Source organism: Pantoea sp. PNA 03-3 (assembly GCF_003201175.1).
Classification (GTDB): domain Bacteria; phylum Pseudomonadota; class Gammaproteobacteria; order Enterobacterales; family Enterobacteriaceae; genus Pantoea; species Pantoea stewartii.
Genome location: NZ_QICO01000001.1, coordinates 251,454 through 276,238, shown reverse-complemented (window position 1 = coordinate 276,238; position 24,785 = coordinate 251,454). Strand labels below are relative to the sequence as shown.

Annotated in this window: 23 protein-coding genes; 11 read left to right on the top strand and 12 right to left on the bottom strand. The window is 55.9% G+C overall.

The window, feature by feature from the left end:
* Positions 1 to 76: 76 nt before the first annotated feature.
* Entirely contained in the window at positions 77 to 1,696 is a 1,620-nt protein-coding gene (locus tag C7433_RS01270; RefSeq protein ID WP_110267462.1) for an ABC transporter substrate-binding protein, read from the bottom strand.
* A gap of 154 nt (positions 1,697 to 1,850) precedes the next feature.
* Between C7433_RS01270 and mpaA the strand changes: the two genes are divergently transcribed.
* Positions 1,851 to 2,558: a murein tripeptide amidase MpaA gene (mpaA, locus tag C7433_RS01265; RefSeq protein WP_039340227.1), complete on the top strand. Its 708-nt coding sequence runs from the start codon at positions 1,851 to 1,853 to the stop codon at positions 2,556 to 2,558.
* Here the strand turns inward: mpaA and ycjG are convergent.
* A complete protein-coding gene (gene ycjG / locus C7433_RS01260) occupies positions 2,533 to 3,516 on the bottom strand; it encodes an L-Ala-D/L-Glu epimerase (protein ID WP_110267461.1) in 984 nt (327 codons plus the stop codon). The genes mpaA and ycjG overlap by 26 nt on opposite strands.
* Before the next feature lie 152 nt (positions 3,517 to 3,668).
* Between ycjG and tpx the strand changes: the two genes are divergently transcribed.
* Positions 3,669 to 4,172, top strand: coding sequence for a thiol peroxidase (gene tpx, locus C7433_RS01255; protein ID WP_006119290.1), 504 nt, complete (start codon positions 3,669 to 3,671; stop codon positions 4,170 to 4,172).
* Between the two features lie 42 nt (positions 4,173 to 4,214).
* On the opposite strand, the gene tyrR is transcribed toward tpx, so the two are convergent.
* From tyrR to pspA, 7 genes are all read right to left on the bottom strand, one after another.
* The gene (gene tyrR / locus C7433_RS01250) at positions 4,215 to 5,786 is read right to left on the bottom strand and encodes a transcriptional regulator TyrR (RefSeq protein WP_110267460.1); all 1,572 of its coding nucleotides are present in this window, start codon (positions 5,784 to 5,786) and stop codon (positions 4,215 to 4,217) included.
* Positions 5,787 to 6,011: 225 nt separating this feature from the next.
* The gene (locus C7433_RS01245; protein WP_110267459.1) at positions 6,012 to 7,073 is read right to left on the bottom strand and encodes a YcjF family protein; all 1,062 of its coding nucleotides are present in this window, start codon (positions 7,071 to 7,073) and stop codon (positions 6,012 to 6,014) included.
* Positions 7,070 to 8,467 (bottom strand): YcjX family protein, encoded by a 1,398-nt coding sequence (locus tag C7433_RS01240; RefSeq protein ID WP_039340220.1) that lies wholly within the window; start codon positions 8,465 to 8,467, stop codon positions 7,070 to 7,072. Before C7433_RS01240 ends, C7433_RS01245 begins: the two co-directional genes overlap by 4 nt.
* The gene (gene pspD, locus C7433_RS01235; RefSeq protein ID WP_006119296.1) at positions 8,448 to 8,696 is read right to left on the bottom strand and encodes a phage shock protein PspD; all 249 of its coding nucleotides are present in this window, start codon (positions 8,694 to 8,696) and stop codon (positions 8,448 to 8,450) included. Before pspD ends, C7433_RS01240 begins: the two co-directional genes overlap by 20 nt.
* A 54-nt stretch (positions 8,697 to 8,750) precedes the next feature.
* Entirely contained in the window at positions 8,751 to 9,101 is a 351-nt protein-coding gene (gene pspC / locus C7433_RS01230) for an envelope stress response membrane protein PspC (protein ID WP_039340218.1), read from the bottom strand.
* Positions 9,098 to 9,325 carry an envelope stress response membrane protein PspB gene (gene pspB, locus C7433_RS01225; protein WP_006119299.1) on the bottom strand — a complete coding sequence of 76 codons (228 nt, stop codon included), beginning with the start codon at positions 9,323 to 9,325 and terminating at the stop codon, positions 9,098 to 9,100. Before pspB ends, pspC begins: the two co-directional genes overlap by 4 nt.
* A 37-nt stretch (positions 9,326 to 9,362) precedes the next feature.
* Positions 9,363 to 10,028 carry a phage shock protein PspA gene (gene pspA / locus C7433_RS01220; RefSeq protein WP_006119300.1) on the bottom strand — a complete coding sequence of 222 codons (666 nt, stop codon included), beginning with the start codon at positions 10,026 to 10,028 and terminating at the stop codon, positions 9,363 to 9,365.
* 163 nt (positions 10,029 to 10,191) lie between these two features.
* On the opposite strand from pspA, the gene pspF reads away from it, so the two are divergent.
* The 8 genes from pspF (at position 10,192) to C7433_RS01180 (ending at position 19,059) form a co-directional block, all read left to right on the top strand.
* On the top strand, positions 10,192 to 11,205 hold the full coding sequence (gene pspF / locus C7433_RS01215) for a phage shock protein operon transcriptional activator (RefSeq protein ID WP_110267458.1): 1,014 nt from the start codon (positions 10,192 to 10,194) through the stop codon (positions 11,203 to 11,205).
* Between the two features lie 344 nt (positions 11,206 to 11,549).
* Positions 11,550 to 13,178: an ABC transporter substrate-binding protein SapA gene (gene sapA, locus C7433_RS01210; RefSeq protein WP_110267457.1), complete on the top strand. Its 1,629-nt coding sequence runs from the start codon at positions 11,550 to 11,552 to the stop codon at positions 13,176 to 13,178.
* A complete protein-coding gene (gene sapB / locus C7433_RS01205; protein WP_039340214.1) occupies positions 13,179 to 14,144 on the top strand; it encodes a putrescine export ABC transporter permease SapB in 966 nt (321 codons plus the stop codon).
* A complete protein-coding gene (gene sapC / locus C7433_RS01200) occupies positions 14,131 to 15,021 on the top strand; it encodes a putrescine export ABC transporter permease SapC (protein ID WP_033741800.1) in 891 nt (296 codons plus the stop codon). Before sapB ends, sapC begins: the two co-directional genes overlap by 14 nt.
* Complete coding sequence (gene sapD / locus C7433_RS01195; protein WP_006119309.1) at positions 15,021 to 16,016, top strand: putrescine export ABC transporter ATP-binding protein SapD; 996 nt, start codon at positions 15,021 to 15,023, stop codon at positions 16,014 to 16,016. The genes sapC and sapD overlap by 1 nt, the downstream gene beginning before the upstream one ends.
* Before the next feature lies 1 nt (position 16,017).
* On the top strand, positions 16,018 to 16,821 hold the full coding sequence (sapF, locus tag C7433_RS01190; protein ID WP_039340210.1) for a putrescine export ABC transporter ATP-binding protein SapF: 804 nt from the start codon (positions 16,018 to 16,020) through the stop codon (positions 16,819 to 16,821).
* A gap of 141 nt (positions 16,822 to 16,962) precedes the next feature.
* Positions 16,963 to 17,751, top strand: coding sequence for an enoyl-ACP reductase FabI (gene fabI / locus C7433_RS01185; RefSeq protein WP_006119311.1), 789 nt, complete (start codon positions 16,963 to 16,965; stop codon positions 17,749 to 17,751).
* 198 nt (positions 17,752 to 17,949) lie between these two features.
* Complete coding sequence (locus tag C7433_RS01180; protein ID WP_110267456.1) at positions 17,950 to 19,059, top strand: oxidoreductase; 1,110 nt, start codon at positions 17,950 to 17,952, stop codon at positions 19,057 to 19,059.
* Here C7433_RS01180 and C7433_RS01175 read toward each other — a convergent pair.
* The 3 genes from C7433_RS01175 to C7433_RS01170 all read right to left on the bottom strand — a co-directional run bounded on the left by C7433_RS01175 (position 19,056) and on the right by C7433_RS01170 (position 22,157).
* Positions 19,056 to 19,952 (bottom strand): LysR family transcriptional regulator, encoded by an 897-nt coding sequence (locus tag C7433_RS01175; RefSeq protein WP_033741802.1) that lies wholly within the window; start codon positions 19,950 to 19,952, stop codon positions 19,056 to 19,058. The genes C7433_RS01180 and C7433_RS01175 overlap by 4 nt on opposite strands.
* A gap of 253 nt (positions 19,953 to 20,205) precedes the next feature.
* Positions 20,206 to 20,343, bottom strand: a complete 138-nt coding sequence (locus tag C7433_RS23695) for a hypothetical protein (protein ID WP_162835482.1) — start codon at positions 20,341 to 20,343, stop codon at positions 20,206 to 20,208.
* A gap of 227 nt (positions 20,344 to 20,570) precedes the next feature.
* Positions 20,571 to 22,157, bottom strand: coding sequence for a PTS transporter subunit EIIC (locus C7433_RS01170; RefSeq protein WP_110267455.1), 1,587 nt, complete (start codon positions 22,155 to 22,157; stop codon positions 20,571 to 20,573).
* 251 nt (positions 22,158 to 22,408) lie between these two features.
* On the opposite strand from C7433_RS01170, the gene C7433_RS01165 reads away from it, so the two are divergent.
* Positions 22,409 to 24,712: an FdhF/YdeP family oxidoreductase gene (locus C7433_RS01165; RefSeq protein WP_039341548.1), complete on the top strand. Its 2,304-nt coding sequence runs from the start codon at positions 22,409 to 22,411 to the stop codon at positions 24,710 to 24,712.
* Positions 24,713 to 24,785 lie beyond the last annotated feature (73 nt).

The window sequence follows — 24,785 nt, the reverse complement described above, 5'->3', positions numbered from 1 at the left end:
CGTGGCGGTGTTGAGTTGCAATCCTGAGCCTGTGTACAAAGATGTCAGAAGGCGGCCCAAGGCAGGCCGCCTTAGATCAGTGTTTCTCAATCCACAGTTCACGGCTGTAGGCGACATCTTCCGGGTTGGTGATCGGATAGCCTTTCACCCACGGCTTGATCAGGCGACCATTGGTGTACTGGTAAATGGGCGCGATGGGGGCCTGTTCCGCAATGATTTGTTCGGCCCGGTTGTAATATGCATTGCGGGCCTGGTCACTGGTTTCCATGCTCGCCTTGGCGATCACGGCATCATATTCGGCATTTTTGAAGCGCGGGATATTACTGCTGTTGCCGGATGTCAGCAGAGTTAAAAAGGTCGACGGCTCATTGTAGTCCCCCACCCAGGAGGCACGGATGACGTCAAAGCGTCCAGAGTTTCGGCTGTCGATATAGGTTTTCCACTCCTGATTTTCCAGCTTCACGTCCACGCCAAGATTCTTCTTCCACATGGATGCAACCGCAATGGCAATCTTCTGGTGGCTTTCAGACGTGTTATACAACAGCGTCAGCTTCAGGGGTTTCGCCGGCCCGTATCCTGCCGCCGCCAGCAACGCTCTGGCCTGCGCGTCCATCTCTTGTTGATTATGCTGTTGCTGCAAGGCAGGCAGCGGTGTAAATCCGGCGGTCACATCTGGTGTAAAGTGCCAGGCCGGTTTTTCACCCGTGCCCAAGACTTTGTCCGCGATAACCTGGCGATCGATACTCCATGACAGCGCTTTGCGTACGCGCGCATCGGCCGTAGGGCCCTGCTGCGTATTAAACGCGTAATAGTAGGTTCCGAGTTGATCCGGCGTATAAACCTGCCCCGGCAGCGTCTTTTTCAGCAGGGCATACATGTTTTTAGGAAACGATTCGGTAATGTCCACATCGCCCGCGCGGTAGCGCTTGGTGGCGCTGGATTCTTCGTTGATGGGCAAAAAGGTCACTTTAGTTAACACGGCGTGCGCGTTATCCCAGTAGCGCGGATTACGCACCAGTACGATTTTTTCGTTAACCACTCGGCTGTCAAGTTGGTAAGCGCCGTTTCCGACCAGCTTGCCGGGCTGTGTCCACTGATCGCCCTCTTTCTCAATCACGCGTTGCGGGACGGGATAGAAAGCCACATTAGACACCATGGCCGGAAACCAGGGCACCGGGCGCGAGAGCGTCACTTTCAGGCGGTGTTTATCCAGCGCGGTGACGCCCAGTTTGTCCGGTGTTGTCGTCCCTTTAGTGATAGCGTCCGCCTCACTTAAACCACTGAGCGCGACAAAAGAGGCCTGAGACGAACTGGTTTTAGGATCCACTACGCGCTGCCAGCTGTAGACAAAATCCTGTGCAGTGACGGGCTCGCCATCAGACCAGCGTGCATTATTGCGCAGGGTGAAAATCCAGACTTTGTTATCACTGCTGCTCCAGCTTTGTGCCACGCCCGGCACAATTTTCCCGTGAGCATCCTGGCTGGTGAGCCCTTCGTAGAGATCGCGCATCACCTGGATTTCGGGCAGTCCCACGGCTTTAGCCGGGTCAAGTGACGCAGGCTCATCTTTGATGTGACGGACAATCTCTTGTTTTGCGGCGAGCTGCGCGCCTGCGGGCACCTCTGCGGCAAAAACGGGTAAGGTGGCGCTAAGCAGACTCAGGGCGGTTAGCGTTGGAGAAAAGCGAATAATCATGTTCACCCCTTTACGATAAAGAAGTGCTGCATCAGCGTCTCACTGAGTCAGCCTGTTACCGGCCACTTTATCGCAAATTGCTGATTGATAAATAGCTATTTTCCCCCGGCGGCTTTTCCGCTACTTTTAAGGAAACCCTCTGGAGAATGTCACTATGCCGTCAATGCATCCCCGCTCACAGCGCGGAAAACTGGCTATTTCCTGGCAGCAATACGGGCGTTCCGTTCTGGGTGCCCCGCTGCTCTGGTTTCCCGCCAATCAGACTGACAGCAACAGTGGACTGATTCTGGCTGGCACGCACGGTGATGAAAACGCCGCGATTGCGGCCCTTTCTGCGGCGCTGCGCACCCTGCCTGACGGCCTGCGCCGTCATCACGTTGTTCTGGCGGTCAATCCCGATGGCTGCCAGCTGGGGCTGCGGGCGAATGCTAATGGCGTTGACCTGAACCGTAACTTCCCGGCGGCTAACTGGCAGTCAGGTGAAACGGTGTACCGCTGGAACAGCGCGGCAGACGCGCGGGATGTGACGCTTTCGACAGGGGCACATCCCGCCTCAGAGCCGGAAACCCAGGCGTTATGCAGCCTGATTCATCAGCTAAAACCGGCCTGGGTGGTTTCCTGGCATGAGCCGCTGGCCTGTATCGACGATCCGCATCACGCCGAGGTCGGTGCCTGGCTGGCCGCGCAGACGGGTTTGCCGCGCGTCAGCAGCGTGGGCTATGCCACGCCCGGCTCCTTTGGCAGTTGGTGTCACGACCTGAGTCTGCCGTGCGTGACCGCAGAGATGCCCGTCATTGCGGTAGATGAGGCGACGGAAACGTGGCTGGAGGTGATGGTTAATCTGCTGCGCTGGCAGCCGTGATTAATGCTCCGTTCTGTACCTTCAGGGCGGGCTCGACATCGACAGCCAGCCAGGTGGCACCATCCAAATCGGCAAAGCGCACCATAGGTACCAGCGGCAAGGCGGCGCGAATCGCCCGGGACGTACAGATCATGCAGCCCAACATCAGCGTAAAGCCCTGATCGCGCGCAGCCTGTGCCAGCGCCAGCGCTTCCGTCAGCCCACCGGCTTTATCAAGCTTGATATTCACCATGTCGTAGCGCCCATGCAGCGCGGGCAGGCTTTCCCGCGTGTGGCAACTTTCATCGGCACAGATGGGTAAAGGGTGAATAAAATTTGCCAGCGCCTCGTCTTCTCCAGCCGGTAACGGCTGTTCCAGCATAGCGATTTCCAGATCGGCTAACAGCTGGCAGCGTGCCGCCAGGCCTTCAGCGTGCCATGACTCATTCGCATCCACGATTAACGTGGCGTCGGGCACCGCCGCACGGATCGCCATCAGGCGCTCGGTGATAAAGTTGTTGTCCATTTTAATTTTGAGCAGCGTTGCGCCATGCTGCCACAGTGCCTGGGCACTGCTGGCCATCGCCTCTGGTGTATCAATGCTGACCGTTTGTGCGGTGATCACTAACGCGATCGGTGCAATGCCGACGACCTGCTCCAGCGTGCGGTGCTGCTGCCGGGCGGCCAGATCCCACAGCGCGCAGTCAATGGCGTTCCGGGCGGCCCCTGCGGGCAACAGCGTTTGCAGTGCCTCGCGGGTCAGGCCCTGCTGAAGCTGGGGCATCACCGTCGCGATGTGCTCCAGCACCAGCGCTTCGCTTTCGCCATAGCGCGTATAAGGCGTGGCTTCTCCCGTGCCTTTTACTCCGTTTTCTTCAATTTCCACCACCACGACTTTGGCTTCAGTGCGGCTGCCGCGCGCGATGACAAACGGCGTATGCAACGGCCAGGCTTCGGGATAACATTTTACCGTCCTCATTAGCGCTCCTTGTTGTCAGCGATTCATCACTGTCATTTAAATTCAGGCAACAATTACACTCGTAAACCCTTAAAATTTATGTCATAAACAAAGGCTATATCTGTACTGATGCCCTATTTTTTTGTCAGATAACATCATTAGAAGGAATTCGTATGTCTCAGACTGTTCACTTTCAGGGCAACCCGGTAGCGGTTGCTGGCCAGTTTCCGCAGCCCGGCGATAGCGCTAAACCTTTTACGCTGGTGGCCAAAAACCTCGCGAATGTCTCACTCTCTGAGTATGCAGGAAAACGCAAGATTCTGAATATTTTTCCCAGCGTCGATACTGGCGTGTGTGCGTCTTCGGTACGTAAATTTAACCAACTGGCGGGCGAACTGAATAATACCGTGGTGTTATGCATTTCAGCCGATCTGCCGTTTGCTCAGTCGCGCTTTTGCGGCGCAGATAACCTGAATAACGTGGTCACGCTGTCCACGCTGCGCGGTGGCGAGTTCAAACAGGATTACGGGGTGGAAATTGCTGACGGTGCCCTGCAGGGCCTGACCGCGCGTGCCGTCATCGTGCTGGATGAGCATGACAACGTGCTGTACAGCCAGCTGGTGAATGAGATCACCACCGAGCCGGATTATGATGCCGCGCTTGCCGCACTGAAATAAGACGGGACACAGCGGATAAGCGCCCGCTTATCCGCTGTGTTGTTATTCGCCGTCGCTGTCCCCGCGTTTCTGCCCTAACCCGTATTCCCGCAACTTATTGGCAATCGCCGTGTGCGAAACGCCAAGCCGTTTTGCCAGTTTTCGCGTACTGGGATAAGAAAGATACAAACGCGTGAGGATGGAACGTTCAAAGCGACGGGTAATCTGATCCAGCGTCCCTTCCATCGCCTCTTCTCCCAGCGACACATCGAGCGCCTGTTCCGGCAGTACGATGTCCTGAGGGCGCAATTCGTGGCCTTCGAGCTGGGTCAGCGCCCGATACAGCGCGTTTTTCAACTGGCGCACATTGCCCGGCCAGTTGTAACGCACCAGAAACGCGTTGAGCTGCGAAGAAAGGCGTGGTCGGGGAATCCCCTGTTCATCGGCAAAACGCGCCACAAACATTTCCGTCAGCGGCATGATGTCCTGCACACGCTCGCGCAGCAGCGGCAGGTTAAGCGTCAGGACGTTAAGGCGATAGAACAAGTCTTCCCGGAACTCGCCACGCTGCACCAGTTCGAATAAATTCTTCTGCGTGGCGCAAATGACGCGCACGTTGACATGCACTTCATGCTCTTCCCCGACGCGACGGAAGGTGCCGTCATTCAGGAAGCGCAGCAGCTTGGTCTGCATCGTGGGCGACATTTCGCCAATTTCATCCAACAGCACCGAGCCGCCATTGGCCTGTTCGAAAAAGCCCTTTTTGCCTTCCAGCGCATTGGGATACGCGCCCGCCGCGTGACCAAACAGCTCACTTTCCGCCACATCATCGGGAAGTGAAGCGCAGTTAAGTGCCAGAAACGGCATTTTTCCACGCGCACTGCGTAAATGGCAGGCACGGGCCAGCATATCTTTACCGGTGCCGGTATCACCAATAATCAGTAATGGCGCATCATGCATTGCCAGTTTACGTGCCTGCTCCACCACCTGACGCATTTTGGGCGTCACGGCGACGATATGATCGAACTCCGTTTCGTCCGTCACCACCAGGTTTTGTAACTGGCGCCCCATCCTGGCGGTGGACTTCAGCATTACCATCGCACCTACCAGCTGATCCTGCTGTTCGCTGTCGGCAGACAGATAGATGGGATGGGCTTCCATCAGAAAATCGCGCCCTTCAATGACCACATGCTGCGCCTGCGCCTGGACACGTTCGCTTTCCAGCCAGCGGCCAAAATTAAAACCGTTGATCAGGTGGTCGGCATTCACATTGCGGATCTTGTTCTCATCCAGATTAAACAGGTTTTGCGCGGCCGGGTTGGCCAGTTCTACCTTGCTTCTGAGATCAACAGAAAAAACCGGCTCGGGCATGGCAACCAGCAAGGCGCTCAGTACCCGATGCTCCCGCTCTGAAGGCATATAGGGCACCGTGCGAACATCCGTTACGCCCGGCGTGCGGCGGATTTCTGCCATCAGGTTACTGAACTGCTCAAACTCAAGCGTGGAGAAATTAAGATAGATGCGGCCTGATGAGGCCACTTCGATGCCGCGAAGATCGATTCCGCGCGCCACCAAAAGATCCAGTAATTCGCGCGCCAGGCCGATTCGGTCCTGACAAAACACTTCTAAACGCATTGCGTGGGCCTTATCCGTTTATTATCCGGCGATAATACGCTAAACCCCTACGCCGCAGAAAGGGGGCTGTCAGGAAAAGTTGACAGCCTTTATGCAAGCGCGTTTTTTTTAAACGACAGGCTGTGGCGATGGCGGGAGAGCCCTGACGGTGACATTCGCTCAACGTTGTCAGGAGATAAAGCACAGAAGGCACAGCATCTGCACTCACGTTTCAGTGCACAGCCGTTACTGGCGTTTCTCTCCGCCCTTCTGCAACGCTTCTTTTATCTGGCCTATCAATTCACGACGGTAGTCGCCCAGGCGGGGTTTGTCGTTTTCCAGCCAGGGTAACGGCCGACACAGCTCCATAGCTTTAATGCCAAGACGTGCGGTCAGCAGGCCTGCGCCAATGCCCTGCGCGGCACGGGCGGACAGGCGCGCCGCGATATCCTGCGACATCCAGTCCATGCCCACTTCACGCACCAGTTCAGACGCGCCGGCAAATGCCATATTCAGCAGCACCAGCCGGAACAGGCGCAGTCGGCTGAAGTAGCCCAGTTCAATACCGTAAATAGCGGCAATACGGTTGACCAGCCTGATATTGCGCCAGGCAATAAAGGCCATATCGACCAGCGCCAGCGGGCTCACCGCAATCATCAGGGCGGATTCTGCGGCATGACGACTGATTTCCCGCCGGGCCTGGCGATCGAGCACCGGCTGCACCAGTTGGGCATACAACCGCACGGTTTCACCGTCATTATGGGTTTCATGGAGCGAAGCATGCCAGCGTTGTAACGCAGGATGCGCCTGATCGAGTTCGGCCTGGCGAGCCAGTTTTTCGCAAAAATCCCGCCCTTTACCCACGCTGTGGCTGTTAAGCAGTTCCCGACCCAGATCGCGCTCTTCTGCACGCTGACGCAGCTGATACAGTCGTCGCCACTCGCGGGTTAACGCGCCGACACCCGCGGCCACGATCAGTCCCCCGGCCATCCCGCTGCCCAGCGCAAACCAGTCGTGCGCCAGCCAGGCGTTGTGGCTCCACTGCACGCCCTGCGCCACGATGCTGATCCCAAACAGGCCCAGCCCGGCACCGACCATGTTGCGCCACAAACTGCGTTTGGGTTTCAGGGCCGCTTCGACGGCGCGCTCCCCTGCGCTTTCCTCTTCCACCGCCGTCTCGCTTTCTGCAACGGCTAAAAACGCGTTCCGGGCTTCCGCGTCGAAGGTTTGCGCCGGACGCAACACGTCATTCGGCTTGTCGTTCAGCGGCGTGGCAAAATCAATACGCGGCTTTAACGGATCGCTCATCGCAATTTATCTCCCAGTAAAAACTCCAGTGCCGCATCCATGCGGATGTGCGGCAGAGGACGATCGATATCCAGTTGCTGTGGGCGAAACTGCTCAAACTGAAAACCCTGTTGTTGCCAGAACGCCGCCCCCGGCAGTCGCGGGGGAACTTCACCCGGATAGACCGTCAGTGCCTCGCCATCCGCTAAGCGGTGCCCGCGCAACGCGGGGATTTTTTCACCCTGATGATCAACCTGTCCACTCTGGGTCGCCTGTACCGAAGCCAGACCAATACAGTCCATGCTGATACCTTCAAACGCGGCATTTTGCCAGGCATCCTGCACCAGTTGCTGTAACAGGGACACCATATTGCCGTGCTGGTCGTGAGTAATGTGATCGGCTTTGGTGGCGGCGAACAGCAGCTTATCGATCACCGGCGAAAAGAGACGGCGAAACAGCGTGCGCTGACCGTAGTGAAAACTCTGCATAAGCTGCGTGAGGGCTAACCGCATATCGTTAAAGGCCTGCGGGCCGCTGTTAAGCGGTTGCAGGCAGTCCACCAGCACAATCTGGCGGTCAAAGCGTACGAAATGGTTTTTATAGAATCCTTTAACAACATGCTGGCAGTAGTAATGAAACCGCTGTTGCAGCATGGCGAAATTGCTGCCTTTGTCCGCCTGCGCCAGTTTCGCCGCCTGGGCATCGTCAGCGGTAGGCCACGGAAAAAACTGGAGTGCGGGCGCGCCCGCCATATCGCCGGGCAGCACGAAGCGGCCTGGCTGGATAAAGTGTAATCCTTCGGCTTTGCAGCGATGCAGGTAGTCAGTCCAGGCCTCGGCAATGTCGGCTAAACGGTTCTCGTCAGCCGGTGCCAGCGGATCGAGGCGCTGACACAGGTCGTGCCAGGGTTGCGCCCACAGGGCGCGATCGCCCTGCAACAAGCCGTTCATCTGGCGTGACCAGGTCAGGTAATCCTGTGCCAGCATTGGCAGATCAAGCAACCATTCGCCGGGGTAATCAACGATTTCAAGATAGAGCGTGGCGGTCTCTTTCAGATGACGCAGCAGCGAGTCATGCGGACGGTAACGTAACGCCAGGCGCATTTCGCTGACGCCACGCGTGGGCGTGGGCCAGGCAGGTGGTGAACCGTAAAGCTGCGCCAGCCCTTCATCATAGGTGAAACGGGCCGTGCCCATGTCACGTTGCGGCACGCGTTTCACCCCTAACAGGCGTTCATCGCGCACAACGGAAAACAGCGGCAAACGAGCGCCGCTGTGGACAGAAAGAAGTTGGTTGACCAGCGAGGTGATAAAAGCTGTTTTACCACTGCGGCTAAGACCGGTGACCGCCAGGCGAAGGTGGCGGTCGACGCCGCGATTCATTAATGCTATCAGTTCAGTTTGCAGTCTTTTCATCGTTTTCCCTGATGAAGCGCGACGCTACCCGGTTCATCACGCGTTTCAATAGCGGCTCAAGCGCCAGGCCAAGCAAAATGCGCAGTGGACGGCGCGCGACCGATTTGACGGCCCAGCCGGTCACACCGGCAGGCCCGTAAGTAACAGCATTGATAATGATGAATCTGGCGGCTGACTTCAATGCAGGTGTGGCACGATGGCGAAACGTTGCTGCGCGCGAAACGGTCATGAATACCTCCCGGTCATCAGCAGACGGGCCGGTCTGGCCCGTAGCAGACGATAATTAAATCTGACGGAAACGACTGCGCACACTAAACGTTTCAGAGGTGACGTAACGTTCTATATCGCGAACATTACGCTCATCCTGTTGCAGCGCGGTTTCCAGTTGGTCAAGCAGTTCGCTGGCTGTGGGCTGAGCTTCACCGTTGTCCACGCCAGCAGGTTTTACGTCCAGCACAAAACCCAGCGCAAAGTAGGCGATCACGGTAAACACAAACAGCCCAAAGAACAGCGATAACACCACAATGATACGCAGCAGCCGCACCGGCACATCCAGATACTCAGCCAGCCCGGCACAGACGCCCATCAGCTTTCCTTCGTCAGGCTTACGCCATAATTTACGGCCTCTTATCATGGCTGCCTCCAGTTAGGATGTTCTGCATCCAGGATCGCTTCTAACGCATCAATGCGTTCGCGCATGCGCTGAGCATCCCGGGTCACCTGTTGCAGACGCTGCATCTGACTCTGTGACAGCTCCGCTCCGCCGCTGCGCTTGTTACTGTAGTGTAACCACAGCCAGACGGGGGCCACGAACAGCACAAATATTGTAAGAGGTATCGCCAAAAATAGTGCGCTCATTGACTCTCCTTAATCCTTTCCTACTGTCAGCGGCGGTTTATTCGCTGCGGTTCATTTTGGCTTTCAGCGCATTCAGTTGCTGACTGATTTCGTCATCGGCTTTCAGCTCAGTAAACTGCTGATCCAGGGTTTTAGGTTTACCAAAACCGTGGCTCTCCGCTTCCGCTTCCATATGATCGATTCGGCGTTCAAACGATTCGAAACGCGCCATGGCTTCATCAATTTTACCACTGTCCAGTTGACGGCGGACATCACGGGATGACGAGGCGGCCTGATGGCGCAGCGTCAACGCCTGCTGGCGCGCGCGGGTTTCGCTCAGTTTTTTCTCCAGCTCAGCAATCTCACCTTTCATGCGCGTCAGCGTTTCGTCAACCTGTTCGACTTCGCGTTTGAGCGAGGCGATCAGATCGGTCAGCTTCTGTTTTTCGATAAGCGCAGAACGGGCCAGATCTTCTTTATCTTTGCGAATCGCCAGTTCTGCTTTTTCCTGCCATTCAGCCTGCTGTAGCTCAGCCTGCTCGATACGGCGTGACAGCTGTTTCTTTTCGGCCAGCGCGCGGGCTGACGTCGAACGCACCTCGACCAGCGTATCTTCCATCTCCTGAATCATCAGGCGCACCAGTTTCTGCGGATCCTCTGCGCGTTCCAGCAGTGAATTGATGTTGGCATTAACGATGTCAGCGAAACGAGAAAAAATACCCATAATGATGCTCCTCTTGATGGTCATAGTTTTAGCTTGCTGGTGAGGACTAATTCAAGATGCGTGCCAATTTTTATCTTATTGATTTTAATTACGATAATAAGCTGGCAGTTTTTTTTGCCTGACCTAATATAGTTAAATTGATTAATCAGTGGCGAAATTCATCATGTCTGTGAACAACGACAATTTGCTGGGCGAATCAAATAACTTTCTGGAAGTGCTGGAGCAGGTGTCAAAGCTCGCGCCGCTGGAGAAGCCTGTGCTGGTGATAGGCGAACGCGGGACAGGTAAGGAGCTGATTGCCAGCCGTCTGCACTACCTTTCTGACCGCTGGCAGGGCCCTTTTGTCTCTCTTAACTGTGCGGCGCTGAACGAGAATCTGCTTGATTCTGAGCTTTTTGGCCATGAGGCAGGTGCCTTTACCGGTGCGCAAAAACGTCATCTGGGCCGCTTTGAGCGCGCGGATGGCGGCACCTTGTTTCTTGATGAACTGGCGACAGCCCCCATGCTGGTTCAGGAAAAACTGTTGCGGGTAATTGAATACGGCCAACTGGAACGCGTGGGCGGAAACCACGTTTTTCAGGTTAATGTGCGCCTGATCTGCGCCACCAATGAAGATTTACCCGCGCTGGCCGAAGCCGGTAAGTTTCGGGCCGATCTGCTGGATCGCCTGGCCTTTGATGTGGTGCAGTTGCCGCCGCTTCGGGAGCGCCGCAGCGACATTCTGGTCATGGCTGACCATTTTGCCATACAGATGTGTCGGGAGCTCAAACTGCCGTTGTTTCCCGGCTTTACGCCCCGCGCACAGCAAACCTTGCTTGAGCATCACTGGCCGGGCAACGTGCGCGAGCTGAAAAACGTGGTCGAACGATCCGTCTATCGCCATAACACCAGCGATACCGCGCTGGATGAAATCATCATTAACCCGTTTGCCCGCCGCAGTGAAGCCGCAGACAGGGCCGCCCCCTTGCCTGCTACCGAGTCGCCAACCGCCCTGCCTTCACTTCCGCTTGATCTGCGCCAGTGGCAGAACCAGCAGGAACGTGACGTGGTGGAAATCAGCCTGCAACAGGCAAAGTATAATCAGCGCCGGGCGGCCAGCTTACTGGGCGTCACCTATCATCAACTCCGTGCCATCATGAAAAAACACGGTATTCAGGCGCGCGACGGACAACATTAGCGGGCTTTTATATACGTACAGAAGCTGACAACGTGCCGGGGCATGCTGTAATGCATTCAGGCGGGTAAAAAAAGGGCCCGCCGAAGCGGGCAACTGGAAGCAATGTGAGCAATGTCGTGCTCTTCTTCGGTAGAGCCCGTCGAAGTGCAACTGAATAATAATCATTCCTGTTTGCATCTGTAAAGTGTTATTGAGAATTTTTCTCATCTCCACACCAACGCTGCGCCTTTTTGCCCGGGTCGTTTACACCTGCTGTACGAATCGTCGGCAATCGATGACGCAGAGTTGGGACCACGCGCGCTTTGCGATACACTTTGCCCAATGCCCGAGAATCGTTGAGTTCTATGTTAAAACTAATGCCTTCGCTGTTGCTGAGTCTCAGCGTGTTGAGCGCACCTGTGTGGTCCGCGCCCGCACCTGCCACGGATATTCGTCAAAGCGGCTTTGTCTATTGCGTCAACGGGACGCTAAACACGTTTAACCCGCAGATGGCCAGTAGTGGTTTAACGGTGGACACACTGGCGGCGCAGCTCTATGACCGCCTGCTTGATGTCGATCCTTATACCTATCGTTTACAGGCTGACCTGGCCGACAGCTGGGATGTACGTGATAACGGCGCGACCTATCGCTTTCACTTGCGTCACGGTGTGCAGTTTCAGCACACCTCAAACTTTACGCCTACCCGCACGTTAAATGCCGACGATGTGGTCTTTAGCTTTGCGCGCATGTTTGACCGTAAACATCCCTGGCATGACGTTAATGGCGGCTATTATCCCTATTTCGACAGCCTGCAGTTCGCTGACGCCGTGCAGAGCGTGAAAAAGATCGATAACTATACGGTCGAAATTCGCCTGAACAGCCCTGATGCGTCGTTTCTCTGGCACATGGCAACCCACTATGCGCCCATCCTCTCGAAAGAATACGCAGACAGCCTGGACAAAGCAGGTCATCAGGAAACGCTGGATCGGCTACCTGTGGGCACCGGCCCGTTTCAGCTGAGTGAATACCGCAGTGGGCAATATATTCGCCTGGCCCGCAATCCCTACTACTGGAAAGGGGTACCGCGCCTGCAACAGGTGGTGATTGATCTTGGCGCGGGCGGCACCGGCCGGTTATCGAAACTGCTGACCGGTGAGTGCGATGTGCTGGCCTATCCTGCCGCCAGCCAGATTTCCATTCTGCGCGACGATCCCCGGCTACGTATGACGTTGCGGCCCGGTATGAACATCGCCTATCTGGCCTTCAACACGCGAAAACCCCCGCTCGACAGACCGGAAGTGCGTCACGCGCTGGCGCTGGCCATTAATAATGAACGCCTGATGGAGTCGATTTATTACGGCACGGCAGAAACTGCGGCCTCGATTTTGCCGCGTGCCTCCTGGGCTTACGATACGGATGCCAGCATCACCGCCTACGATCCGAAAAAGGCCAGGGCTGCGCTGGAAGCGGCGGGCGTGACCGATCTTCACCTGCGTCTGGTGGTGCCTGCCGCCTCGCAGTCCTGGAACCCCGCGCCGCTGAAAACGGCAGAACTGATTCAGGCCGATCTGGCACAAATTGGCGTTAACGTCACTATCGTGCCGGTTGAAGGCCGTTTTCAGGAAGCACAGTTGATGGCGATGAACCACGACCTGACCCTGGCAGGCTGGGCAACCGACAGTAACGATCCTGACAGTTTCTTTCGTCCCCTGTTGAGCTGCGCGGCGATTGCCTCACAGACCAACTATGCGCACTGGTGCTCGCCTGCGTTTGACAGCACGCTGAAAAATGCTCTGCTGTCGCAACAGCTGTCCGGACGCATTGAGAGCTATGATAAAGCTCAGCAAATTTTAGCTCAGGAACTGCCCGTCCTGCCGCTGGCTTCATCCTTGCGCCTGCAAGCCTACCGGCATGATATTAGAGGCCTGGTACTGAGTCCGTTTGGTAACGCTTCCTTTGCTGGCGTTTATCGTGATGAGCGGGAGGATCGATAAGTGATCATTTATATTTTGCGTCGGCTGGTGTTACTGGTGATTACGCTGTTTTTTCTCTCGCTGGTGAGTTTCAGCCTGAGCTACTTCACACCGAATGCCCCGCTCGAAGGCGCCTCACTGTTCGATGCCTGGTGGTTTTGGTTTAAAGGCATGCTGCAACTGGATTTTGGCGTATCCAGCACCAATGGTCAGGAAATTGGCCTGCAACTGCGCGAGGTCTTTCCGGCCACCATGGAGCTGTGCCTGATGGCCTTTACGCTTGCCTTGATCGTCGGCATTCCGCTGGGGATTTGTGCGGGTGCCCTGCGTCATAAATGGCAGGACAAAGTTATCAGCGCGTTTGCCTTGCTGGGATTTTCGATCCCGGTCTTCTGGCTCGCCCTGCTGTTTACCCTGTTTTTCTCGTTAACGCTGGGCTGGTTGCCGGTTTCCGGTCGCTATGATCTGCTCTATCCGGTCCAGAACATAACCGGTTTTGCTTTAATCGATGCCTGGCTCAGCCCCTCACCGTGGCGGCATGAAATGATGATCAGCGTGCTGATGCACCTGATTTTACCGGTGACCGTGCTGGCGATGGCCCCGACCACTGAGATTGTGCGTTTACTGCGCATCAGCACCAGCGATGTCGTCGATAAAAACTATGTTAAAGCTGCGGCGACCCGCGGGCTCTCGCGCTTTACCGTTATTCGCCGTCATGTGCTGCATAACGCCCTTCCGCCTGTCATTCCGCGCCTGGGTTTACAGTTCTCCAGCATGTTAACGCTGGCGATGATTACGGAGATGGTTTTTAACTGGCCTGGTCTGGGGCGCTGGCTGATTAACGCCATCCGTCAGCAGGACTATGCGGCCATCTCAGCAGGCGTAATGGTGACCGGTGGACTGGTGATTGTGGTGAATGTGCTCGCTGACATCGTTGGCGCGGCGCTGAATCCGCTGAAACATAAGGAATGGTATGCCGTCCGATAACATCTACGCCGAAAAACGCCTGCCCAGTGCGTTTCGCCAGAGCTGGCACCATTTTTATGGCGATATGCCGGCGATGATTGGCCTGTACGGCTTTGGCACACTGCTGCTGCTGTGTCTGTTCGGCCATTTTCTGGCCCCTTACAACATCGACCAGCAATTTCTGGGTTATCAACTGCTACCGCCCTCCTGGTCGCGCTACGGTGAGGTTTCTTTTTTTCTCGGGACGGACGATCTGGGGCGTGATTTACTGAGCCGCCTGCTGAACGGCGTGGCCCCCACGGTTGGATCGGCCATTCTCGTCACGCTGTTTGCCACCTTCTGGGCGCTGGTGCTGGGGATTGTGGCGGGCATGACGCACGGTGTGCGTTCTGCGGTGCTGAATCATGTCCTGGATACGCTGCTGTCCATTCCCTCACTCTTGCTGGCCATTATCGTAGTGGCGTTTCTGGGGCCGCGCCTGGAGCACGCATTACTGGCCGTGTGGCTGGCGCTGATGCCGCGCCTGGTGCGCGAAATCTACAGCGCCGTTCATGACGAACTGGAAAAAGAGTATGTGATTGCGGCTCGCCTGGATGGCGCCACCAGCATCAATATTTTGTGGCACGCCATTTTGCCTAACGTTTTGCCTATGCTGATCAGTGAAATTACGCGCGCGCTGTCGATGGCTATTCTCGATATCGCCGCACTGGGTTTTCTTGACCTCGGCGCGCAGTTGCCCTCGCCTGAGTGGGGCGCGATGCTGGGTGATTCGCTGGAGCTGGTGTATGTTGCGCCCTGGACTGTCATGCTTCCCGGTGCCGCGCTGATGGTCAGCGTGTTAATGGTTAATCTGCTCGGTGACGGCATTCGTCGGGCCGTCGAGGCAGGAGTGGAATAATGCCGTTACTGGATATTCGTAATCTGACGATTGAATTTATGACCGCTGACGGGCCGGTCAAAGCGGTAGACCGCATCAATTTATCACTGACTGAGGGCGAAATTCGCGGTCTGGTGGGTGAGTCGGGCTCGGGCAAAAGTCTGGTTGCCAAGGCGATTTGTGGCGTGACCAACGACAACTGGCGCGTCACCGCAGACCGTATGGTCTTTGATGACGTGGATTTGCTGCGTTTGTCGCCGCGTGAGCGTCGCCGCATCGTAGGTCACAATGTGTCGATGATTTTCCAGGAACCGCAGTCCTGTCTTGATCCCTCGGAAAGTGTCGGCCGTCAGTTAATGCAGGCGATTCCGCGCTGGACGTACAAAGGACCGTGGATGAAGCGCTTTTGGTTCTGGCGAAAAAACCGCGCCATCGAGCTGCTGCACCGCGTCGGTATTAAAGATCACAAAGACATCATGCGCAGCTTTCCCTACGAACTCACCGAGGGCGAGTGTCAGAAAGTGATGATTGCCATCGCACTGGCGAATCAGCCGCGCCTGCTGATTGCCGACGAGCCGACCAACGCTATGGAGCCGACGACGCAGGCGCAGATCTTTCGCCTGTTGAGCCGTCTGAATCAGAACAACAACACCACGATTCTGCTGATCAGCCATGACCTGCGTACCCTGAGTCACTGGGCTGACAGGATCAACGTTATGTACTGCGGACAAACCGTGGAAACGGCGCAGAGTGAAGACCTGATGACCACGCCGCACCATCCGTATACCCAGGCGCTGATTCGTGCGATGCCAGACTTTGGCCGACCGCTTCCTCACAAGAGCCGCCTGAATACCTTATCCGGCGCGATTCCATCGCTCGAAAGCCTGCCCATTGGCTGCCGTCTTGGACCGCGCTGCCCGTATGCACAGCGTAAATGTGTGGAAACGCCACGGCTGACGGGCTCCCGTTCGCATCTCTATGCCTGCCATTTTCCGCTCAACGTGGAGGGCCAATAGCATGGAAACGCTACTGGAAGTGCGCAATCTCAGCAAAACGTTTCGTTATCGTACCGGTCTGTTTCGCCGTCAGCATGTCGAGGCGGTGAAGTCCGTAAGCTTCACGCTGCGGGAGAAGCAGACGCTGGCGATCATCGGCGAAAATGGCTCCGGCAAATCAACGCTGGCAAAAATGCTCAGCGGCACCGTTGCCCCAACGGAGGGGGAAATCATTATTGACGATCATGCGCTGAGCTTTGGGGATTATGGCTACCGTAGCCAGCGCATCCGTATGATTTTCCAGGATCCTTCTACGTCGCTTAATCCCCGGCAGCGCGTCAGTCAGATTCTGGAGCTGCCGCTGCGCCTGAATACCGATCTTGACGCCGAGGCGCGCGAGAAACGCATCATTGGCACGCTGCGTCAGGTGGGATTACTGCGCGACCATGCCGGTTATTATCCGCATATGCTGGCACCAGGCCAAAAACAGCGTCTGGGCCTGGCGCGGGCATTAATTCTGCAACCCAAAGTGATTATTGCTGATGAAGCGCTAGCCTCACTGGATATGACCATGCGCTCACAGTTGGTCAACCTGATGCTGGAGCTGCAGGAAAAACACGGCATCGCCTACATCTACGTGACGCAACATTTAGGGATGATGAAGCATATCAGCGACAAAGTGTTGGTCATGCATCAGGGCGAAGTCGTGGAACGCGGCGGGACGGCCGACGTGCTGGCTTCTCCGCTGCATGATCTGACCAAACGTCTGATAAACAGCCATTTCGGCGAAGCGTTAACGGCCGAAGCGTGGCGACGCGAGCGTTGATTTTTCGGGGTTTTGTGGAAAACTGTGCGCAGTTTTCCTGATTTAAGGCAGACGTGCTAGAATCCGCACGTCGATTAACGTCGGTCGTCTATTATTTAAACATCGCGACCGCCAACTACCATGACCATAAGGATTACAGCTATGGGTTTTCTTTCCGGTAAGCGCATTCTGATTACTGGTGTTGCCAGTAAACTTTCCATCGCCTACGGTATTGCACAGGCGATGCACAAACAGGGCGCAGAACTGGCTTTCACCTACCAAAACGACAAACTGAAAGGTCGTGTGGAAGAGTTCGCCAAAGATTTGGGTTCTGACATCGTACTGCCATGTGATGTTGCAGAAGATGAAAGCATCCAGTCCCTGTTCGCTGAGCTGGCAAAAACCTGGCCGAAATTTGACGGTTTCGTTCACTCAATTGGTTTTGCCCCAGGCGACCAGCTGGATGGCGATTACGTGAATGCCGTAACCCGCGAAGGTTTCAAAATTGCGCACGACATCAGTGCCTACAGCTTTGTTGCCATGGCAAAAGAGTGCCGTGCGATGCTGAACCCCAACTCAGCGCTGCTGACGCTGTCATACCTGGGTGCAGAGCGCGCTATCCCTAACTACAACGTAATGGGCCTGGCAAAAGCGTCTCTGGAAGCAAACGTACGTTACATGGCCAATGCCATGGGACCAGAAGGCGTGCGTGTGAACGCCGTTTCTGCCGGTCCAATCCGTACGCTGGCGGCTTCAGGCATCAAAGATTTCCGTAAGATGCTGGCTCACTGTGAAGCGGTAACCCCGATTCGCCGTACCGTGACCATCGAAGACGTGGGTAACTCTGCGGCCTTCCTGTGTTCCGATCTGGCGGGTGGTATCACCGGCGAGATCGTTCATGTTGACGGCGGTTTCAGCATCGCCGCGATGAACGAACTGGAACTAAAATAAGTTTCCTCATGGGCGAGCGCTGCTCGCCCTGTCCTTCCCCGCCCGCGCCCTCGTTATTCCTTATTGCTATTAATTATCACCGATCGGTCTTTTGCTGTGCCCTGCCCGTGGGCGAGGATAAGTCAGCCCTGCGGCCTGCGACCGGTTCACTGACTCTGTCCCGCATGTGCCGCATCAGATTTTGCAAAAGGACTGATGATGCAACAACGCCGCTATACTGGCCAGGATCACTGGTTTTACGAGAGCCAGACCTGTCCGCGTAACGTTCCGGCTGCCCCGCTTTTTCCTGAAGCAGCGCATATCGACGATCGGTTCTTGTTGGGGTTAGCGCAGGAAACCTCTTCTGTTCAGCCGTTGTTGCAGGCCGGACAACCCGCCATTCAGATTGCTCATGAGATTGTTGACCTGCTGTTTCCCGACCAGGTTGACGTTACGCTGACCCATACGCTGACGCTTTACGATCGGTTAAGCAGCGCGCTGACCGTGGCGCAGGTTACGGGCATTCAGCGGCTCTGCAATCACTACTCTGCAAGACTCAATCCTCTGCCTGGTCCTGACTCGTCGCGCGAGAGCAATAACCGCCTGACACAAATTACCCAGTACGCCCGACTGCTGGCCATGCAACCCACTCTGATTACTGCCGACAGTGTGCGCGCCCTTCACGCCGCAGGTCTGAGCGAAGCCGATATTGTCACGCTTAATCAGTTGGTCGGCTTTGTCTGTTACCAGGCACGCGTGATCGCCGGTATTCAGGCTCTGCTGAACATGCCGGTACGCTGGATCCCCGGCATGTCACCTGCACCGGATGCGCCAGCCACCGATGCCCCCGGCGTCTGGCAGCCGGTCCTGAAACCGCTTGAGCCCCGCTATGCCAGCGAGGCGCAGCATAAGGCCGTGGCGCAATGCCAGACATCGTCTGCGCCAGAGGACGCCCTCTGGTTGCTGGCGCACGCACCGGCGTTATTAGAGCATTGGTACAGGTTGAATCATCAGGAGGAGACGGTCTTCACCGCCCGGGTTGAGGCTACAGCGGCCAGCCTGCTGGGAAATCGCTGGCGTCCACCGTCGTTAACGCCCTATAGCGGCCAGGCTGGCACCGTTGATAATGCTAACCTGACCGACGCTGACCGGGCGGTCAGCGCGTTAACCGCCCTGCTGACCCGTCAGCCAGAACGTTTTTACGCCGCCGATCTCCAGCCATTGCAAGAATCCGGCTGGTCCGTTGCCGATCAGTTCGCGCTTATCCAGGCCATCGCGCGGGCAAACTGGAACAGCCGTTTATTTTATGCCTGTGGTGAGGCGCGCTAAAGATCCAGATGACTGCGCGCTTCGTCATAGAAGTGCTGTGCCAGCGGCGTTGCCCGACCCGGTTCAGCGACCACCAGGGCCGCCTGGCGCGCCATCTTTGGCATTATGACAGGTCGCTGTTCCAGTCCGTGTAAAGACGCGGGCAGCAGATGACCGCGTGGCGAAACCAGTACGCCCAACCCGACCTGCGTACACTGCAGCAGTTGCATAATGGAGGCGCTTTCTACCACCACGCGCGGCATCAGCGACATCTCCCGCAGCGCCATATCCAGATAGCGACGAAAATAGCGCGTGGGTTCAGCCAGACACAGCGGCTGACGGGCCAGCGTTGGCAGATCCAGGCTTTCAACCTCGCCTAAGTGCTGAAAATGTCCGGGATGAAACACCGCTTCAACGCCACGGTCCGCCAGCAACGCGGCCTGAAAATGCAGTTCACGCAGCGTCGCCATTTCAAAAAAACCAATCCCGACATCGACCGTATGACTGTTCAGCGCCTCCAGCAGCTGGTCGGCGCTCAGGACGGCAATACGGTAATCGAGTTGTGGATAGCGCACCTGAACCGCTTTGAGCAGCTGGGCCAGCGACACGCTGCACTGCGGTACCACACCCAGCCGCAATGTGCCGTTAACGCCGTGTTTCAGTGACTCGACTTCCAGCTTCAGCCCCTGATAAACGGAGACGATTTCCCGCGCCCAGGCCAGCACCCGATCCCCTTCTGGCGTGAATCCGGCAAAGTTATTGCTGCGGTTGATCAGGGATAATCCCAGTTCGCGTTCCAGATTTTTTAACCGCATTGATAAGGTAGGCTGGCTGACAAAACTCGCCTCAGCGGCACGGCCAAAATGGCGTTCGCGTTCGAGGTTGCAGAGGTAGATGAGTTGCTTAATGTCGATTTTTTGTGCCCGCCATAACGTCGCTCAGTTGAACGTCTATTATGTGCCGAGGGCGCAACAGAATGCCAGTCAGTGTGCGTTCAGGATTCCGGTACAGGCAGAGTGCAGTAATGCAACCCGAGTGTCCGGCTGACAGGAGATACTTTTGGGGGCGAGACGAAAGGCGTAATGGGCGCGCAACAGGCCGGACTCTTTCAGGTCAGGCTGGCAGAATTATTATTTTTTATGGTGTTTTCCCTGGTGTTGCCCGTTGTTACTTCGTTGGATAAGGCCAGGCGTGATCAATGCCCGTTGACGACAGTACGCCCGTCGCCAGTAAATAGATCACGACAAGTGTGAAAACAACAATTGCCGATATTTCAACGACTTTAACTAACCTGTTTTTCGCCATAAATAACCCCCTGTTAATTGCGTGTATTGCACTTTCCACCTCTTACCATAGAGTGTTACCGGTAAAATTCAAGCACAGATCACAAAATGAAACATAAAGCATTGCTTATATTTTTGTGTTAATCGTGAACGTGAGGGGAACGGATAAAAACGGAGCTTAAAACGGAACGGAATGCCGTAACATGTCAGACAGGGAGGGCGCACCTGCTGCGCCCAGTGAGGCCGCCGTCAGCCGACGCCAAGCGTCGACTTCACTTCCTGCGCAATCTTTTCGACCTGAGGACCGTAAATCACCTGAACATCCTGCTCACTGACGCGATTCACCCCATTCGCGCCCGTACTCATCAGGGTGTGATCCACCACCTCTTTCATATCTTTTACCCGCACCCGTAAGCGCGTAAAGCAGCAATCGATGTCCTCTATATTGGCAGCCCCACCCAATCCACTGATGATGACCTGAGTGCGTTCACTGCCATCCACGACCTGCGGTTTTTCCTCCTCGGTTTCCCGTCCCGGTGTTTCGACATTCATGCGGGTAATGACAAAACGGAACCCGTAGTAATAGATCGGTGCGTAGATCACGCCAAGCACCAGCGTCCACCACCAGTGGGTTTTACTGCCACCCAGCACACCGAAGACCACCAGGTCGATAATGCCGCCCTGCACGTTGCCAATCATCAGATGCAGCATTGACATCAACATAAATGAAAGGCCGGTCAAAAACGCATGCAACACATAAAGCACGGGCGACACAAAAATAAAGCAGAACTCCAGAGGTTCGGTGATCCCGGTGGTAAAGGAGGTCAGCGCGCCGGCCAGCACCAGCGCTTTCACGCGTTGTTTATGCTCCGGACGTGCGGTGTGATAGATCGCCAGTGCTGCAGCAGGCAGCCCGAACATCATCACAGGTATTTTTCCCTGCGCCAGGAACTGGGTAGCCGTTCGCAGCGTGGCATCCGGGATGAGGCCAGGATGTGTCAGCGAGGCATTGAAAATATTCAATGCGCCGACAATAGTCTGTCCGTCCACAACCGCCATACCGCCAATCGGCGTAAAGCGGACCGTTTCATTGAGAATATGGTGCAGCCCGGTGGGAATCAGCAGGCGTTCAGCCGCCCCCAGCAGAAATGCACCGTACTGACCACTGTGGCCAATCATCTGTCCCACCCAGGCGATGCCCTCTCCGAGGGTTGGCCAGATCAGCGCCAGCAATACACCCACCAGCGGCAGAACCACGACGGTGACAATGGGCACAAAACGTCGGCCGCCAAAGAAGCTGATCGCTGTAGGAAGTTGCTGCGTATAAAAACGATTGTGCAACATTACGGTGAGCAGGCCGGCCACCACGCCGCCCAGCACGCTCATGTTGTAGGTAAAAATCCCCAGCATCTGGATATATTCCGCCGAGGTCATCATGGCGGTCGTTTGATCCAGTCCCGCCTGTTGCAGCGCCTGAGGCGTCGTGGTGGCCGCCGTTATGCCTTTTGCGGCCAGCGTCGCATTAATCCCCACGTTCATGGCGATATAGCCAATCACCGCCGCAAAGGCGGCGGTCGGTTTCTCGGCTTTTGCCAGACCAATCGCACTGGCGACGGCAAAGAACAGGGGCAGATTGGCAAACAGCGCCCCTGCGACTTTGCGAATAAAACCGATAATGAGCTGCGCCACCTGCATTTGCGCAAAGGCTTCCCCCGTCACTGCGGGGTTCTGCATGGCCGCGGCCAGCCCCAGAAAAATACCGGCTGCCGCGATCACCGAAATGGGCATCATCAACGCCTTGCCAAATGCATGAATCTGGCTGGTCAGGTGTTTCATGGTTTCGCGCCTTTTTGTGTCATAAACAGCAAGTATTAGCGCGATGTGCCGATAACACCTGATACGGAGAAGTTATGAAAGGGTAAAATATGAACAGCATCACAGTTGTTGTGCCGTCACGATAAACGCGACCTATCGCACCATTAAGTCAATCAATTAGACAAGCTATGTCGTCGAACGCACACTAATCTTCACTATCAGGATATATCCTTGCAACATTCGTCCAACAAAAAAATAAGCCTGCACCTATGATGAAATTTAAGCGCCAAATTAAACCATACCGCGCCGCCGCGGGTGGCTGGGGTTCACTGGAAGCCACGACACGTTTTGTTTTCGACAGTAAAGCTGCCCTGAAAAACCTGCGCAATCTCATGCGTATGAACAAGGCGCGTGGCTTTGACTGCCCGGGCTGCGCCTGGGGCGATGACAATAAAAGTACTTTCAGCTTTTGTGAAAACGGAGCGAAAGCGGTAACCTGGGAAGCGACACGCCGCGTTGTGGATGCTGACTTCTTTGCGAAACACAGCGTGACCACGCTCTATGCTCAAAGCGATTACTTTCTGGAGTATCAGGGCCGCCTGACGCATCCCCTGCGCTACAACCGTGAAACCGATCACTACGAGCCCATCAGTTGGGATGACGCCTATGCGCTTATCGCGCAGCACATCAAAGCGATGGACAATCCAGACCAGATGGAGCTTTACACCTCAGGTCGCGCCAGTAATGAAGCGTCATGGCTTTATCAGTTGTTTGGCCGCATGCTGGGCACCAATAACTTCCCTGACTGCTCGAACATGTGTCACGAAGCCAGCGGTGCGGGACTGAAGCGCAGCATTGGCGTGGGTAAAGGCACGATTCGTCTGGATGATTTTGACCACGCGGATGCGATTTTTGTTTTTGGACAGAATCCGGGCACTAACCATCCACGCATGTTGCACAGCCTGCGTCACGCTGCCGATCACGGTGCAAAAATTGTGACCTTTAATACGCTGCGCGAACGCGGTCTGGAACGGTTCGCCGATCCGCAGAAGCCGCTGGAAATTGTGACCTCGAAAGCCGGTACCATCAGCTCGGCCTATTATCAGCCGCACCTGGGTGGCGATATGGCCGCGGTGCGCGGCATGGTCAAAGCCCTGCTGGAAACGCATCGCGCGCGCATTGCGGCAGGCGAAAGCGGCCTGTTCGATCAGGCGTTCCTGAATGCCAAAACGCACGGCGTTGAAGCCTACTTTGACGCCGTGGATAACACCGACTGGATGCAGATTGTGGCGCAGTCCGGCCTGACTGAAGCGCAGATCCGTGAAGCGGCAGCGATTTACCAGAGCGCCGATCGGGTCATCTGTACCTGGGCGATGGGTATCACTCAGCACAAACACTCCGTCGATACCGTGCGCGAAATTACTAACCTGCAGCTGCTGTTTGGCCAGTTAGGTAAAAAAGGTGCGGGTCTGTGCCCTGTTCGTGGTCACAGTAATGTGCAGGGTAACCGCACCATGGGCATTGATGAGAAACCGGCAAAACCGTTCCTGGATGCGCTGGGTCAGCACTTCAATTTTGAGCCACCGCGTGCGGCAGGTCATAACACCGTTGAAGCACTGAATGCCATGCTGCGTGACGAAATCAAAGTGCTTATCGCGCTGGGTGGCAACCTGGCGGCGGCGGCACCGGATTCACCGCGCACCGAAGAAGCGCTGTCACGTTGTGGCCTGACCGTGCATATCAGTACCAAACTGAACCGCAGCCATCTGGTTCCCGGTCATGAGGGCCTGATTCTGCCTACGCTGGGCCGCACCGAGCGCGATTTGCAGGCGACGGGCAATCAGTATATTACCGTGGAAGATTCCTTCAGCATGGTGCACGCGTCTGAAGGCGTGGGTATTCCGCTGGCGGATACACAACGTTCAGAAACGTCGATTGTCGCCAGCATTGCGCATGCGGTACTGGGCGATGAAAAGGTGAAGTGGCTGGATCTGGCGGCGGACTACAACCTGATTCGCGATCACATCGCAGCCACGATTCCTGGCTTTGCCGACTTTAACAGCAAATGCGATCAGCCTGGTGGGTTCTATCTGGGTAATGCCGCCGCCGAACTGCGCTTCAACACGCCGACCGGTAAGGCCGAGTTCAGCCCTGCCGCGCTGCCTGACTCGCTGTTTCCGCAGTTGGATCAGGAGGTGCCCTTCACGCTGCAAACCCTGCGTTCGCACGATCAGTACAACACGACGATTTACGGCCTTGATGACCGCTATCGCGGCGTTTACGGTCAGCGTGAAGTCGTCTTTATCAACCCGGACGATATGGCGGCATTAGGCTTCAGCGAAGGCCAGAATGTTGACATTGAAACCCTGTGGAATGATGGCGTAACACGTCGCGTGAGCGGCTTTAAGCTGGTGCCTTACAACATCCCGCGTGGCAACCTGGCGGCCTATTATCCAGAAACCAACCCGCTGGTTCCGCTGAACAGCTACGGTGATATTAGCGGTACGCCAACCTCGAAATCGGTGCCGGTTAAGCTGGAATTGTCGCAGGCAACGGTCACCCAACGCATTGCCTGATTCAGGCTTTGCTCCAGGCAAAAAGCCGGTTCGTCCGGCTTTTTGCCTTGCCGCGGGACCGCGATTCGCGTAA

Bases quoted from the DNA above. Each gene is read 5' to 3' on its own strand.
- C7433_RS01270 (WP_110267462.1), bottom strand. From the start codon at position 1,696: ATGATTATTCGCTTTTCTCCAACGCTAACCGCCCTGAGTCTGCTTAGC.
- mpaA (WP_039340227.1), top strand. From the start codon at position 1,851: ATGCCGTCAATGCATCCCCGCTCACAGCGCGGAAAACTGGCTATTTCC.
- ycjG (WP_110267461.1), bottom strand. From the start codon at position 3,516: ATGAGGACGGTAAAATGTTATCCCGAAGCCTGGCCGTTGCATACGCCG.
- tpx (WP_006119290.1), top strand. From the start codon at position 3,669: ATGTCTCAGACTGTTCACTTTCAGGGCAACCCGGTAGCGGTTGCTGGC.
- tyrR (WP_110267460.1), bottom strand. From the start codon at position 5,786: ATGCGTTTAGAAGTGTTTTGTCAGGACCGAATCGGCCTGGCGCGCGAA.
- C7433_RS01245 (WP_110267459.1), bottom strand. From the start codon at position 7,073: ATGAGCGATCCGTTAAAGCCGCGTATTGATTTTGCCACGCCGCTGAAC.
- C7433_RS01240 (WP_039340220.1), bottom strand. From the start codon at position 8,467: ATGAAAAGACTGCAAACTGAACTGATAGCATTAATGAATCGCGGCGTC.
- pspD (WP_006119296.1), bottom strand. From the start codon at position 8,696: ATGACCGTTTCGCGCGCAGCAACGTTTCGCCATCGTGCCACACCTGCA.
- pspC (WP_039340218.1), bottom strand. From the start codon at position 9,101: ATGATAAGAGGCCGTAAATTATGGCGTAAGCCTGACGAAGGAAAGCTG.
- pspB (WP_006119299.1), bottom strand. From the start codon at position 9,325: ATGAGCGCACTATTTTTGGCGATACCTCTTACAATATTTGTGCTGTTC.
- pspA (WP_006119300.1), bottom strand. From the start codon at position 10,028: ATGGGTATTTTTTCTCGTTTCGCTGACATCGTTAATGCCAACATCAAT.
- pspF (WP_110267458.1), top strand. From the start codon at position 10,192: ATGTCTGTGAACAACGACAATTTGCTGGGCGAATCAAATAACTTTCTG.
- sapA (WP_110267457.1), top strand. From the start codon at position 11,550: ATGTTAAAACTAATGCCTTCGCTGTTGCTGAGTCTCAGCGTGTTGAGC.
- sapC (WP_033741800.1), top strand. From the start codon at position 14,131: ATGCCGTCCGATAACATCTACGCCGAAAAACGCCTGCCCAGTGCGTTT.
- sapD (WP_006119309.1), top strand. From the start codon at position 15,021: ATGCCGTTACTGGATATTCGTAATCTGACGATTGAATTTATGACCGCT.
- sapF (WP_039340210.1), top strand. From the start codon at position 16,018: ATGGAAACGCTACTGGAAGTGCGCAATCTCAGCAAAACGTTTCGTTAT.
- fabI (WP_006119311.1), top strand. From the start codon at position 16,963: ATGGGTTTTCTTTCCGGTAAGCGCATTCTGATTACTGGTGTTGCCAGT.
- C7433_RS01180 (WP_110267456.1), top strand. From the start codon at position 17,950: ATGCAACAACGCCGCTATACTGGCCAGGATCACTGGTTTTACGAGAGC.
- C7433_RS23695 (WP_162835482.1), bottom strand. From the start codon at position 20,343: ATGGCGAAAAACAGGTTAGTTAAAGTCGTTGAAATATCGGCAATTGTT.
- C7433_RS01170 (WP_110267455.1), bottom strand. From the start codon at position 22,157: ATGAAACACCTGACCAGCCAGATTCATGCATTTGGCAAGGCGTTGATG.
- C7433_RS01165 (WP_039341548.1), top strand. From the start codon at position 22,409: ATGAAATTTAAGCGCCAAATTAAACCATACCGCGCCGCCGCGGGTGGC.